Genomic DNA, 13,273 nt, shown 5'->3' on the forward strand with positions numbered 1-13,273 from the left:
TTTGATGAGATATTTTGTGTATTGCATTATATCAGTCAAAAAAACACCTGCCACTATTATGTACATAACGGTATTTGGTAGGTGAGCTTTAGCTTTAGTGGTTTGTAAGCATATCCGTTTTAGTTACACTCCTTTTTTTGAGGTTCTCTGGTCGAAATCAAGATCAAACTAGTTAGTTGCGCACTTAAACAATCACCAAACTGAATTTCCAGCGCTGGAAGGTAAAACGGAAAATCCCGAAAAGGCGAATATCATTCCTTTGGGATGAACAACATGTCAATTAACGAAAACATGATAGTGATTTACGTTCCGGAGTCCCTGGTTCCCGGTTTGCGTGAGTTAACCGGTCCGGTTTTGTTTGATATGGATAAGCTGAGGGTGGATAGCGGATTTGCTCTGGCTCCTGATGAGTTCGTCACCAGTCTCAGGATGCTGGCGGAAGCTGAATTGATGTCTGGATATCAAAAGAATTCCATTGCTATAATCTCTGAAGGGCTGAACACCCTGACTGAGTATAAGCTGCGCCAACCGGAGTACACGATGGCGCATAAAACTGAAGTAACCTATTCTCGCCGTCCTGTTCAGGGCGGTGCTTTTGTTCGTGCAGGTGGTACAGCATGAGCAAAAAGCGCACTTACAAAACCAAAACCGAACAAAGGCACCTGGACCGCGTGGTGGCGCTGGGCTGTATTGTTTGCCGCAATGAAGGTCTTGGTGAATCCCCAGCAGTTATTCATCACATCAGAACCGGTCAGGGTGCAGGTCAGCGCTCCAGTCATTTCGAAACAATCCCTCTTTGCCCCGCACCTCATCAATTTCATGGTGCTGGCGTTTCATATCACGATTGCCCCAAAACCTGGGAAATGAAATACGGCACTGAAACCGACCTCCTTGGACAGGTTCTTTATGAGCTGGGAGGGGCAAAATGATGATCATCAATCAGCTGGTTTTTTTATCGCTGCGTGAAAAGTGGCTGCGCCTGCGCGTATATCGCTTTTCTGGTTCTGTCCTGACCGATTATCGAATTATCAAAAACTACGCCCATCGACTCATGACGCGGGAGCCAAAAGTATGAACCTCGAAAGTATCGGTAAATATTTTTCTCCTAAATCCATGATGCCGGGCGTTGTACCGTGCGGAATTACTGCTGAGACGCTGACCATCACTGATGTGATGGCATCACTTGGGATGGCTGCCGCCAAATCAGCGATCGGCATTGAGCTTTATCTGGCAAAGGCTGGTGTTCTGCCGGTAGACAACATCACAAACTACATCGAGCAACTGGCGCTCGAGCGAGGAAAGAAAAATCGCACGCTACAAAAAATGACAGCACACCAGCGCCGCATCTTCTTGCGCACACTGGCGGAGTTTGTTTTCCGTGATTATTCGCTCAGTGCTGCCAGTGAAATTAAGTGTGACCACTGTGTAGGGTCAGGTTTCATTGATGCTGAGGTATTCACGATGAAGTCAGTACGTATTTCAGGAATCTGGCAGGGACCGCGTGAAGTTCGTGAGCAAATCTGCGTTATCTGCAAACCTTGTGGAGGGAAGGGGCACACAAGGAATGAATGCCGGTGCCGTGGACGCGGTGAGGTTCTCGACAAAAAGAAAACAGAATTTCAGGGAGTACCGGTCTATTCGCAGTGTAAGCGCTGTGCCGGTCGTGGGTATCCACGATTGAAGGATTCTGAGATTTTTAAAGCACTGGGCATTCCTGAAACAACATGGCGCCGAAACTATAAGTTATTTTTCGATCGCCTGGTAACGCATTGCCATGTTGAAGAGTCCTGCGCTGAAAGGATGCTGAAAGCGGTGACTGGATAATAACCATAATGAAATTATGCCATTGCAAAAGTGGCGGAAAATGGATACGCTGATTCTAACGCTGGGATATTACGCCTGTGACGTTACTGATTTTAAAGCCTCGGCATCTGCCGGGGCTTTTTGCTTTCCGGTGACTGGCATCGATCTGAGAGATAATCTCTTTTTCAATAAGTCTCAGGGCGCGATTCCGCCGCTCTTAATGTAACGGCTATCCTCAACGCACCAAGGGCCAAAATTCGCACTGGCGTGTGTAGTTATTTCTGGCGAACGGAGACTATCAGCCCCCTTGATAGAGGGGGCCAGGCAGGCTTTTACAGAGAAGAACATTGTTACGGATAAAAAAGCCACAAGATGGCTGAGATTATTATAACGAGTGCAATAACATACCGGATTGACTGAAAATTCACGCGTTTATTGTCATGCATGCCTGCCGACGTATGTTGTTTCTTTTGCATAATGCCTCCTTAAATGAGGGCAGTACTTATCACAAAACAAAACACTAAAAGGCTTGCCATTTATTAGTATCAGTTCTGCGTTTCATTTATTTACATTAAATGCTGTTGGAAGGCGTGATAATCAAATTATCAATAAACCTCAGTATTTTCCGGTGGGAATATTCGAATAAGCGCCCGCCCAATCAGCCTAATCAATCGCATACCCTGACATTGTTGGGCGAGGCGCTATCTTCTGGTAATTAACATGCCATACAAATCAAGTATCGCTGACTGGTTCACTCAGTTGATGGGTAACCCAACTGGCGAAGCATACGCGCGGCAACATTCAGGTAATGCGGATCCGGGTTGCGGCTGCCGCTGGCCCATTCGGTGCGAACGGTAGCCGGGCGAATCACCGCAATGCGGCAATCGGTCGGAAGTTTGCGGTGCACATTGTTAAAGCTCGGCAGGTCGAACACCAGCGGGCCAGACACACCAAATTGCGTTCTGAATGCGTGGATAATGCCGCCGTTCGCCAGCTTCTGCGGGCCATAACAAATACGCGTTGTTCTGGCATTCCTGGGCTGCGGGGAAAAATCGTGATCCGTGCAGATTTCGTTTTTACGCTGAGTGCGCAGAACTGTGTTTGAACGGACACAATGCACATCCAGATCGCTATAAAGTTCAGGCCACGGCGTGCGGATAAACGCGCCGGGGAAATGACGCAGGAACGGGCGCTGGTAGATATTGTCACCGAGTCAGTACATCCACTCAAAAAATACTGGTGTCACAGTTCAGCCTCTACGGTGGCTGTAATGATGGTTTTCTTGGCGGTGGCGGCGGTGGTCTTGCTGGCGGTCTGCTGTTCGGCGCACTACTGGGGCGTGGTGGCCTTGGCGGCTGGGGTGGCGGTTGCGGGGGGGGGGGGATAGCAACTCCTGCGGTCGTCAGGTCTTTGATGCTGCAATCCCGGGGAAACTCGGCACAATCGAAGGCGCCGTCCCCCTGAATGCCGCGCAAACCCAGACTGAAATCGCTGCCGGTGTTGGCTTGATCAATAACACCGCACTGCAAATCGCGCTGGGCCAGGCCAATCAGGCAACACAACTGGCGCTGGGAAACCAGATTCAGGTTGCGGGCGTCAAAGACGCCGTGCAAACCGGCGTCTTTGCTAAACGTTTCCTGCTGCGTTACACCTTCCACCTGAAACTGGCGTTATCGTCGGGAGGGACGTTCTTCACATCACTTGTTAACGACTCCCCTCGGTGGAAGCCGTTAACTTATAAGGCTTAGTTCGACCTTGTGGATGAATACTATTTGTAGAGGATTGCCGTTCCGTAGATCTGGCCTTCAAAATCTGTCTCAGAAATTATTTTATAACTTGTCGCGCCTTTATGAGTGGCTGTTTTACTAATGTAAGCCTCTACATCATCAGAGGAATCTCCCCAGGCAGAGATAGTCCCTATTTGTTGCTGGTGAGTCGTTCCTGGTGCTAATTCTTTGGCGGGCGTAACAGTGGCTGCAGCCATGGTCACTATCGGAAGTGCCATAAGAGCCGCCGCTACAGAGAAACACAGTCGTCTTTTCATCATTACATCCTCGTAAGCCTCAGGTTGCTGAGAGCTCAGAATCAACGGGCACTTTAAAGTGTAGTTGCTAAGAGAAGATAGTGAAGAAACTACGGATTAGTGCTCAATCAGTACCCCGTCGGCGGTTTCAGGCGTCTGTGCCGCTTCTGTGATCAGCGCTATCCATAACTATCTAGTTTCTGTTAACAGCAGCTAAGAAGAATAGACGAAATCAGCAATGCACTGTGATGAATAGCGATGTGAAACCACCTGGGTTTTATTTGTGACGGAATTCCACCTTTTACATCAACCATCCCTGGCACCATTATTCCTGTATATCAATGATTATCTTACTGAAATAATAATCGATGAACGCTTGCATCTCATTGAGAGCGCACCAGCTAAAAGCCTCTCAGATCGTCTACGGGCATCTCCAGTTTGTCCGCTTCAACGATTCGTTGCAGTGTCAGGTTGAGGACGTCGATATTGTTGTCGAAACTGCCGTGCGAAGCATCAATCAATACTTTCGGACCGGTGGGCACCTTGTCATCCTCAATGACATTCGTGCGTCCGCTCTTTTCCAGCCCGGCCTCAGCAGCAGCACGGCGCCAGTTGCGCAGAGCTTCGCCCGTACTCGACGAACCGTCCCAGCCTGTGTAGTTTTTGTCACGTATAGTGGACATACCCAGTAGCGGTGTGCGCTGATCGCCTTCCAGGGCATTCGAAACGAAGTAAAGTAGCGACTTACGATAAATTGCCGCCACATTGTCGTCGCGCTCATTGCGTTCGGAGAGAATGTGCAGATACATGCGTTTCATCAGCTCTGCATGCGGTGCATAGTGGCGGTTAGCAAATTGCACTGTGCATGCCGGCGCATAGAGATGCACAGACTTAAGTTGCTCGCCAAGACCGCGCGCTGACAACAGATCGACGAAATGGCCGAGGATGATGCTGCCTGCCGAGTGACCGATGATGTGGAGTTCCAGGGCGTCACCCCAGGTCGCAGCAAGCGTCTGCAGTGCTGTCACCAGCAGGTCGCCTGCGCGTCCCGAGACACAGCTAAATTCCGCGTTCTCCTTCATTTCACTCCAGACGGGTTTGGCGACAGGTCTACCTATAGTTTGTTCCAGTAACATGTCGGAGGCATCGGTCAACGCTTCGCGAACGCCTCCAGCCCGTGATGGTTCACGACGAAAGTGGTCAGAGAAAATGTCGCCAATGGATTCCAGAATCCCCGTTTTCCACACGAGGAATAAAGGGTAGCAGTCGTTGCCTGTGAAATAGCGACCCATCGCCCGCGCCCGCTCAATGGAACCAGCTTCGTCGTTTAGCCCGCCATGGGCATAAATCACCAGACGCTTGGTTTTCGTGTCATGGGTTCGGAACCAGCGATCGGGCAACACGCAACCCTGGTACATCAGCGTTCGCGTCATCTCGTCTTGTGTGAGGTAGCGCGTCACACGTCCATTGTTGCCTATTACGATGCTGTGCTCGTAAGCGGTCGTTTCATCCCACCACAGCGCATTATTGGCCGTTCCTGCAAGTGTGGCATAGGCCCGTTTGCCAGTGGCGAGTTGTCCTGGCACCACGCCGGGTACGCCCAGCGCGGCAACCCAGGCATCCATCGCATTGGTCAGCCAGTCGACATAACTCAGCACCGCAAAACCACCGCAACCCCAGTTATTTCCCCAGGAGTTTTGCACGATAAAACCATCGCGGTTGAACCCCACCAGTGCAAAGGCATGACCATCGGTTTTTGAGGGCTTGCCATCAAAGGCGATAACGGAAAGCGAGGAATGATCCGTGATGGGCGTGTTCACTTGCGGCACAGTCTGCCAACCCTCGTGCGTGAAGGCGGAAACGTAGATTGCACCGACCTCATGGATAGCGGCCTGCATGTCGGTGATGTTTTTGATGTCTATTCGATAGTAGACACCCAGTGTCGTATTGGCTGCACGCTCCGCATAGCCGTACTGTGGTGGCTCATTATCCTGCGCCTGATAGGGCCAGTCAGGTTCCAGACACACGCCGTGGTGAAACCAACCTTTAAGCGCGCCACGGCAGCTCGAGCCGTCGTAATCCTCACCCGCATATTCGTCGTATCGCCGGGCAAAGTTGTAAAGCATGCGGGGGCTCACTGAATCAAGCTTCGTGGGAAAATCGGCTTTGCACCAGCGTAGATAATTCACGACGCAGGCCAGGCCAAAGCCCGTACAGGCTCCTTCCTGACCCTGATCGAGGATCAGCGCCGCCTTCGTATAGACAGTCAGTAACGTTGCGATCTTCGTATTGCTCGGGCACAAATCAGGTAAGTTCACCGGTGGCGGTGTGTAGGTACGATCGCGCAGATCGACCGGATCCTTCGACGCATTGAGTACGGGGCCTGAGACGAGTGCGGAGACGGGAATCGCCGCCGCGGCACTCTTGCTTTTGCCCGCTTTCGGAGGCGCGCTACTCGCCATCGTCTTCCTGATTACTCCGACGGTTGGCATGGCAGCGGCAAGTGTGAAAACGTTTTTGAATCGATCCAATCCGTGCGAACCGCCATTCACCTGCCTGCGCGCCTTCCTGTAGTCCGGTGGCGTGGCTGTCAGTGCGGTCGTTAACTCCTCCTGGCGATCGGCGAGGAACATGGCCAACAATACAGCCGCCACTTCGGGCGCATTGGCGAGGTCAGGGGATTTATCGATACGCACGCTGGTGCGGGCGGTGTATTTTTCGTAGTTCGCACGCCCGGTGAGCTGTACGAAACCGCGTCCGCGAAACCTGGCGCCATCCCCCGGTTCGGTATTGCCAAGACTCTTACCAGGTTTTGTTCCTGCGTCGTAGGCGCTGAATGCCGGTAACCCAGGGGTTGTGTTGAACTGCGAAGGATATTCGGAAATGGGGACGAAGCCTTCGGTTTCCGCGCGGATGGTTCCCAGAGCCGCGAGAATTAACGGGGTCGTCGTGAGTCCTTCACTGGCGAGTGCTGCGGCAACGTATGGCAGATACCGCAATACGTTGGACGGCTTGGTGGCCGGGAACAACTTTTGCACATCATCTGCACGCAGCCCGAGGGAGGGGAGTTCTATCAGACCCAGCAGGCTCTGGCAGTAAGGGCCGACAATACCGTCGGCAAGGATACCGATGTTTGACTGCCAGTGGCGTACTGCTGCCACAAGCGTCTCATCGAACTGGTCATTCTTCGCCTGCAGGTCGAACATTTGTGCATCTGCGCCCAATGTCGTCGCCAGATACTTGCGGAGTTGAACAACTTCCGGCCCAGATGAGCCTTGCAACAGCAATTTAACCATGACTTTCCCCTCAATAAAGCGAGTACTTTGCGGTGATATCCACGTCGTGGAACCGTGATGTTGAGATCGACTGTAGTGCAGCGCATTACTTTCAGCCAAATGACGTTAAATGATGGCCTCAATTGACGCTGGTCCAGACTTCAAGAACACCCGGTGAAACTCTGGTGGTATATCCATCGACAAAGGCGACACTCAGCTTAATGAAGCCAGGCCATTCCGCCGTTGCGTTGTACTCTGTGGCTAATCGTTTGGCGAGCTCCGCATCCTCTTTATGAAAATAACGTACCTGATTGATTCCTACGGCCTGGGCTGTACGTTCACCTCCGAGCGCGGCCCCCTGAATATTCCAGTGACGCTTTTCAAGCTCGGTTGAAACGTCTATTACCGCCTGTCGTGCTAGTGTCCCGGCAAATTGGACAAATACTGTATTGCGCGAATCCGGAAAAGGAAGATTCTGTATATTACTGTTTTGCACTTCTTTACTGGGAGCTTCCACTATTGTTGTTGGGATGGATTTACCCAATGGACATCCCTGAGTCCAGGGCTCGACAAAACATTTCGCCTCGACCACAAATACGGCGGGGGTGCGGAGCAGTGTCTGCATCCAGAACAGAGAAACCGTGATCAGTAAAAGGGTAGTGACATACCAAAGGATGATGCGGGGAAGGATACTGCCATCGAGGACTTTAAAAAAAATAACGATACCTGCAGCCAACATTAAAAATTTGATTAAAAAGTAAGTGAGATCAGAGAAACTCATTTCAGTTATCTTGCCAAAAGAACCCGTAATCCAGGTAAAACTTAAGAGCAAAAGAAGAAAGACCGAAATCACCAGTCCCAATCGTGCGTCCTGGTGTTGAATATTAGTGAGTAGCCATTTAACAGGGGGAATACCGAAGCGCAAATTGTGTTGATCGGTGTTATCTGATTTATCTGTCATGTTTTTTACCTCTCAGTAAAATCAAATGTTGTTAATCATTTTGATAGATAAAAAACGTCTGAAAGGTAAGTGTGGTGTATGGTTTATTATTTTTAATATCAACCATATTGATTATGGATGAACCTGACAACGTGTATGGAAGCGGGTGCTTGCTGATTGTTTAAAAATATAAAACAAATGCAGGTGTGAGTATATCCGTGATGATAAACACCTGATGCGTGATTTGCATTGCTAATAGCATGTCGAAATAATAAGACTATTATTTTTATATTTTGGTGCTCAACAGCGAATCGCCACGGATACTTCAGACATTTCAGATTAGCCTGTGATTCTGACAATACCCCGGTAGACGATGCTACCGGGTATTTTCTGTCTGTTTCTGACGCTCAGCTATCGGTTTAAAACGGTCCCCAGTTAATCGCCACGCCGATTAATAGCATGATGACGCAAATGACAAACCAGATGGCGATCACCGGCGCCACAAAACGCAACCATTTACCATAAGGCACACCGGCCGTGGCTAATACGGCCATCAGAACCCCGGAGGTCGGGTTCATACAATTGACAATACCTTCACCGAGCAATACCGCCTGAACCATCACTTGACGAGTCAGACCAAGGTTATCACCAAGGGGAGAAAAGATAGGGATCAACAGGGCTGATTCACCGGAACCCGACGATATCCCAAAATGAATCAACGCTGCGCTGATAAACATCCCGAGGGTCGCCGCATGTATCGGCACCGGCTCCAGTAAATCGGATAAGCTCCCGACAATCGGATCCAGTACGTTGCCTTGCTGCAACACCAGTGAAATGGCTGCGGCCATACCGACGATAAATGCGCCTTTTACCAGTTTCGAACAGCCCGCTAGAAAGGTATTTGCGATATCCGATCCGGACAGGCGGCCGATGAGTCCTACGATTATTGTCAGCAGGATAAACATTGCCGACATCTCATTGGTGCCCCAATGGAATTGTATTGTCCCGGCTATAAACAGAATCAGGGCCAGCACGGTGATGGCTAAAATCCATTTATGGCGCGCCGTAACGTTCAACACTTCATTGCCAGAAGCTTCCAGAGTGGGACGCACAGAACCCTGCTGTCGGCTACGGCGAATTGACCAGATCAAATAGGCCGCAGCGGTAATAATAAATAACAGGCAGGTGATGCCACGCAACAGCATGCCGGAAAAGAGCGGTAACTGCGCCAGATGTTGTGTGAGCCCCGTCGTTGCAGGATTGAGGATCGCCACATTAAAGCCCGCCGCGCAGGTCAGATAGACCAACGATGCCCCTAATATTGGCGGTAATCCCATCGAACGCGCAATCAGCAGCCCAATGGGCACAAACGCGACCACCGCGTTCACCACGACGCCAGTCGTACCCAGCAGGCCGAAGATGGCGGCAAAGATCAGCACGAGCCATTTGTCGCTGAGTTTCGTGCTGTGCGATAAAGAATTAAGCGCAGTCGCAATGGCTCCGGTTTTTTCGATGACGGCTAACACGCCCCCCGTAAACAGAATCAGAAAAATAATCGACGCTTGTTTTACCATGCCTTTGGCTATCGCCGTAAAGATTTCCAGCGGATAGACACCACTTTGCGCAACGGCATGCAGGCTGCCTTTTACCGCAAACTTGATACCGTCGCGTGTTTCATAATCATAAACGCCCGCGGGAATAATCCAGGTCGCGACGGCGGCGAGGACCAGGATAATAAACAGCAACAGATAGGGACTTTGCCCTTTATCCTGCCGGGAAACCGGAGGTGAGTACGAATCAACGTGGGATTGCGTCATGATTTCCCCCTTCAGCGATTACCCCTGCCACTAAAGCTGCGCGTAGCGGTACATTGGCAATGTTGATATGTTCATGCTTGGCATGGATCCCGGAACCGGTCGCACCGAGGCCATCCAGCGTGGGTAAACCGAGCGCGGCAGTAAAATTACCGTCGCTGCCCCCGCCAACGCTTTCGCCCGCCACGGTGAAGCCTAATGCTTCCGCCACATGCTGCGCCCGTGTCAATAACGTGCGTGATGCGGGCGTCTGGCGCATCGGTGGGCGTCCCTGGCCGCCGCTGACCTGCAGTGTGATGCGCGGATCGTAGGGGCGCAATTGGCAAATGGCTTCATGAATACTCGCCGCTTCTTCTTGCGAAGTGACTCGGGTGTCTATGCCGAGATAGGCGCGATCGGCCACCACATTGAAGCGGCTACCGCCGTTGGCGATACCTACGTTGACGGTCGTACCTCGCTCAGGCGCATTGAGGCTATTCAGATAGAGAATGTGCTGCGCCATCTCTTGTATTGCGCTGGCGCCTTCTTCTGGATTATTACCGGCATGTGCCGCCAGCCCGTGGATAGTTACTTCATAGTGGCCCGTGCCTTTTCGCGCGACTTTAAGCGCGCCGCTGCCCGCGACGGCAGGTTCAACGACGAACACCTGCGCGGAACCGCGCGCATGTGTTTCAATCCATTCCCGCGAGCTCGGACTGCCCAGCTCTTCGTCACTGTTGCACAGGAATACGATACGTTGGCACCCGAGCATGTTGAGCTGTTGCAACGCGCGCACCGCCCAGATGGCCTGCACCAGCCCGGATTTCATATCCAGAATACCCGGCCCGTATAATTTACCGTCTTCCTCGCGTAGAGACAGCACACCCTTGTCCCATACCGTGTCGAAGTGACCTATCAGCGTCGTTTGCGGCCCGTCGTTACCCAGAGTGAATTTACGGTGGTTGCCGTAGTGTTCTTGTTCATCGATTTCTGCCTGCACACCTAAACGTTGCTGGAAAATATCCTCCAGCACCCGGCCACACGCATCAACTGCGGTTTTGTCATGTGATGGCGATTCTGCCAGTACCAACCGTTTGATATCATTCAGGATGTCTGATGCGTGTTGTTGCAGGTACGTTTTTATATTTTTCATGTATTTTTCCGTCTGTCTTGGATGTCACAGGCAGTATGCGCAGAATTGGCATTGTAAAAAATGAGGAGTGATGATTATTATTGTTGCCCTGTGAGCAACGAATAAGCCAAAAATATGACGTTCTCCACCTATCCAGAAAAATCCATCGGGTATTTGTATGAAGTTGGCGTACATGGCGGTATTCGACGCGCAGCCGATGCGTTGGGCATTAATCCGTCGGTCGTGAGCCGTCAGTTATCCGAACTGGAAAGAACGTTACAACTGCCGTTACTCGAACGGCGTGGCCGCAACGTGGTATTAACGGATGTCGGGAAACTGCTGGCAGAAGACTATGCGCTGACGGTGCAGCGGCGCAAACAACTCGAGCGTCAGTTGCAGGATTTGCGCCATATGCGCGGTGGGTCGGTGAACTTGCGCGTAGGTCAGGGCATGGTGGAAGAGGTGGTGAGGCATGTCATTAGTGCGTTTTCCCTGGCCTATCCTGCTGTTTTCGTCAACATTCAGTCTGGCGATATGCAAACCACCCTCACACTATTGGCTAAAGGGGAGGTGGATATGTCGGTGAGTTTTGGGCCGTCCGCGCCGCCGGGTTTGAAGTGTCACAGTTTTCGGCGTGGACCGATTTGCGCCATTGTCCCGCCCGAACACCCCATCGCCGCTTTACCCACTGTCACCGCCGAAGCATTAACGCACCACCGCTTAATTGTCATGAGCGAAGATTTTGGTATACAGCGCTATTTGAACGCCATTTTTAAAAATGAAGGCCTTATTTTTACGCCCGCATACCGCTGTAATCTGTTTACCAGCGCTATCGCCTTATGCCAGACCGGGCAAGGCGTCGCATTTATGACGCCGCAAACATTGAAAAGTATTCAGTTTCGCGAACAATTGGTGGCTGTTCCAATTGAACATCGTATTGCTCGCGAAAGTCAGTGCCATTTGTTGCGCTCTAATGACCATCGTATGACGCCAGCGGCAAGTTATCTGTGGCGTTTATTAAATAGTTATTTTGCCGGGTTACCCTGACGGTAATATGGGCGGTTATCTGCGAAGGGGCATATTTGTCATGAACCCTCCGCGGGCGGGATTATTCCTGAATCCGTTTCGGGCAGGATTATTCATAAATCCATCACGTGCGGGGTTGCCGATAAAGCCATCGCGGGCAGGATTTCCGCCGCGCATCCCAAAACTATCAATGATGACGGGATCAATGATGACGACGTGGTGAGTACCAAATGACCGGATCTTCCTGTTTTGCGCGTTGAGCGTAAAGCCAACGTCTCCCCCGAAACGGTTTAGACCATTACCGGTAATCACCGCGATGCGTAATTCTCGCTCCCTGTCGACCTGGTGCTGCAGGGCGCTGGCTGCGGCATAAGAGGAGGTCATCAGAAGTAGCGCAAGGGCGATGGATGAAGACGCCCGTAGCAGTTTCATGATTAATCCTCATTTTAAGTGTGGTTACTAAAGTATAGCTTTTTGCAGGCGTGACACCCGTTTGGGCGGTTCAAATAAGCACTATACTGACGAATGACAGCAGGTGATGGTTACTGTTTGCTGACCCTCTTAAGGCAGGAGACAATCATTAGCGACTACATCTCTTTGGCGGTAATGTGTGCGGCATTACTCCTCTTTAGCGGTATGGCGCCTTCAGCGGAAAATTTCGCTGTGGCATCGGCTTTTTCGCAAAGTGAAAAGACGACTAATCCGATCGGTATATCTCAGCAACAATTTCAACACATTCAATCTTATCAGGTGCTGTTGCGCTCCTCGTCACCGCAGGATGAAAGCAAAATCATTCGCTATAGCTATCGCAAACCGGGATTTGTGAGGATGGATTTCACCCGCCCCCATCCCGGTGCGGTGCTTATCTATAGCCCGCTCAGTCGTAAAGTGAAGCTATGGCCCTTTGGGTTGGGGACATTTCCGGTGCTGAACCTTTCCCCGACAGATTCATTGATACAAGACGATCACGGTCATCGGGTGGATCAATCCGACATTGGCGTATTGCTGAGTAATATTCGCCGGTTACAGAACGATGGGACAACAGTGACTGTCGGTGACGAGACGCTGGCGGGACGCGCCACATTACATCTGTCCGTGACGGGGCCTAAAGGTGTAAGTGTCGACGACGTTAATCGGTATGAAATTTGGTTAGATAAATCTCATGGACTCCCGGCCAAAGTTGTCAGCTACGACCGGCAGGGAAGCCTGCTGGAAACCGTCCTGATGGATGCCATGGTGGTCAACATTCAGTTCCCCGCTGATTTTTTCACACCGTAATGG

At 51.1% G+C, this 13,273-nt stretch carries 16 protein-coding genes; 9 read left to right on the forward strand and 7 right to left on the reverse strand.

What is annotated here, in order from left to right:
• The first annotated feature begins 273 nt into the window (after nt 1–273).
• The 5 genes from ACO7SM_RS09175 to ACO7SM_RS09195 are packed head-to-tail and all read left to right on the forward strand — an operon-like array spanning nt 274 to nt 2,029.
• The gene (locus tag ACO7SM_RS09175) at nt 274–621 is read left to right on the forward strand and encodes a hypothetical protein (protein WP_490470556.1); all 348 of its coding nucleotides are present in this window, start codon (nt 274–276) and stop codon (nt 619–621) included.
• Nucleotides 618–929, forward strand: a complete 312-nt coding sequence (locus ACO7SM_RS09180) for a Ref family recombination enhancement nuclease (protein ID WP_490470557.1) — start codon at nt 618–620, stop codon at nt 927–929. The genes ACO7SM_RS09175 and ACO7SM_RS09180 overlap by 4 nt, the downstream gene beginning before the upstream one ends.
• A complete protein-coding gene (locus ACO7SM_RS09185) occupies nt 929–1,075 on the forward strand; it encodes a YlcG family protein (protein WP_490470903.1) in 147 nt (48 codons plus the stop codon). The genes ACO7SM_RS09180 and ACO7SM_RS09185 overlap by 1 nt, the downstream gene beginning before the upstream one ends.
• Nucleotides 1,072–1,824 carry an antitermination protein Q gene (locus ACO7SM_RS09190; protein ID WP_490470558.1) on the forward strand — a complete coding sequence of 251 codons (753 nt, stop codon included), beginning with the start codon at nt 1,072–1,074 and terminating at the stop codon, nt 1,822–1,824. Before ACO7SM_RS09185 ends, ACO7SM_RS09190 begins: the two co-directional genes overlap by 4 nt.
• Nucleotides 1,825–1,864: 40 nt before the next feature.
• Complete coding sequence (locus ACO7SM_RS09195; RefSeq protein WP_490470559.1) at nt 1,865–2,029, forward strand: hypothetical protein; 165 nt, start codon at nt 1,865–1,867, stop codon at nt 2,027–2,029.
• A 525-nt stretch (nt 2,030–2,554) separates the two neighbouring features.
• Here ACO7SM_RS09195 and ACO7SM_RS09200 read toward each other — a convergent pair.
• On the reverse strand, nt 2,555–2,923 hold the full coding sequence (locus tag ACO7SM_RS09200) for a hypothetical protein (protein ID WP_490470560.1): 369 nt from the start codon (nt 2,921–2,923) through the stop codon (nt 2,555–2,557).
• A gap of 54 nt (nt 2,924–2,977) precedes the next feature.
• Here ACO7SM_RS09200 and ACO7SM_RS09205 point away from each other — a divergent pair, with 54 nt between their 5' ends.
• Together ACO7SM_RS09205 and ACO7SM_RS09210 are read left to right on the forward strand one after the other, a co-directional pair.
• Nucleotides 2,978–3,190, forward strand: a complete 213-nt coding sequence (locus ACO7SM_RS09205) for a hypothetical protein (protein WP_490470561.1) — start codon at nt 2,978–2,980, stop codon at nt 3,188–3,190.
• Complete coding sequence (locus tag ACO7SM_RS09210; RefSeq protein ID WP_490470562.1) at nt 3,171–3,551, forward strand: hypothetical protein; 381 nt, start codon at nt 3,171–3,173, stop codon at nt 3,549–3,551. The genes ACO7SM_RS09205 and ACO7SM_RS09210 overlap by 20 nt, the downstream gene beginning before the upstream one ends.
• 20 nt (nt 3,552–3,571) lie before the next feature.
• Here ACO7SM_RS09210 and ACO7SM_RS09215 read toward each other — a convergent pair whose 3' ends face one another.
• The 5 genes from ACO7SM_RS09215 to ACO7SM_RS09235 form a co-directional block, all read right to left on the reverse strand.
• Nucleotides 3,572–3,850, reverse strand: coding sequence for a YdgH/BhsA/McbA family protein (locus ACO7SM_RS09215; protein WP_490470563.1), 279 nt, complete (start codon nt 3,848–3,850; stop codon nt 3,572–3,574).
• Between the two features lie 377 nt (nt 3,851–4,227).
• Nucleotides 4,228–7,050: a C1 family peptidase gene (locus tag ACO7SM_RS09220; RefSeq protein WP_490470564.1), complete on the reverse strand. Its 2,823-nt coding sequence runs from the start codon at nt 7,048–7,050 to the stop codon at nt 4,228–4,230.
• Nucleotides 7,051–7,240: 190 nt separating this feature from the next.
• The gene (locus tag ACO7SM_RS09225) at nt 7,241–8,062 is read right to left on the reverse strand and encodes a hypothetical protein (protein WP_490470565.1); all 822 of its coding nucleotides are present in this window, start codon (nt 8,060–8,062) and stop codon (nt 7,241–7,243) included.
• 398 nt (nt 8,063–8,460) lie between these two features.
• A complete protein-coding gene (locus tag ACO7SM_RS09230; protein WP_490470566.1) occupies nt 8,461–9,858 on the reverse strand; it encodes a YfcC family protein in 1,398 nt (465 codons plus the stop codon).
• On the reverse strand, nt 9,839–10,987 hold the full coding sequence (locus ACO7SM_RS09235; RefSeq protein WP_490470567.1) for a M20 family metallopeptidase: 1,149 nt from the start codon (nt 10,985–10,987) through the stop codon (nt 9,839–9,841). Before ACO7SM_RS09235 ends, ACO7SM_RS09230 begins: the two co-directional genes overlap by 20 nt.
• A 114-nt stretch (nt 10,988–11,101) precedes the next feature.
• Here ACO7SM_RS09235 and ACO7SM_RS09240 point away from each other — a divergent pair, with 114 nt between their 5' ends.
• Nucleotides 11,102–12,013 carry a LysR family transcriptional regulator gene (locus ACO7SM_RS09240; RefSeq protein WP_490470568.1) on the forward strand — a complete coding sequence of 304 codons (912 nt, stop codon included), beginning with the start codon at nt 11,102–11,104 and terminating at the stop codon, nt 12,011–12,013.
• Nucleotides 12,014–12,028: 15 nt separating this feature from the next.
• Here the strand turns inward: ACO7SM_RS09240 and ACO7SM_RS09245 are convergent, their stop codons facing one another.
• Complete coding sequence (locus ACO7SM_RS09245; RefSeq protein ID WP_490470569.1) at nt 12,029–12,424, reverse strand: hypothetical protein; 396 nt, start codon at nt 12,422–12,424, stop codon at nt 12,029–12,031.
• Nucleotides 12,425–12,598: 174 nt separating this feature from the next.
• Between ACO7SM_RS09245 and ACO7SM_RS09250 the strand changes: the two genes are divergently transcribed.
• Complete coding sequence (locus ACO7SM_RS09250) at nt 12,599–13,270, forward strand: sigma-E factor regulatory protein RseB domain-containing protein (protein ID WP_490470904.1); 672 nt, start codon at nt 12,599–12,601, stop codon at nt 13,268–13,270.
• The last annotated feature ends 3 nt before the right edge of the window (nt 13,271–13,273 follow it).

Source organism: Citrobacter sp. LJND-P06 (assembly GCF_058188415.1).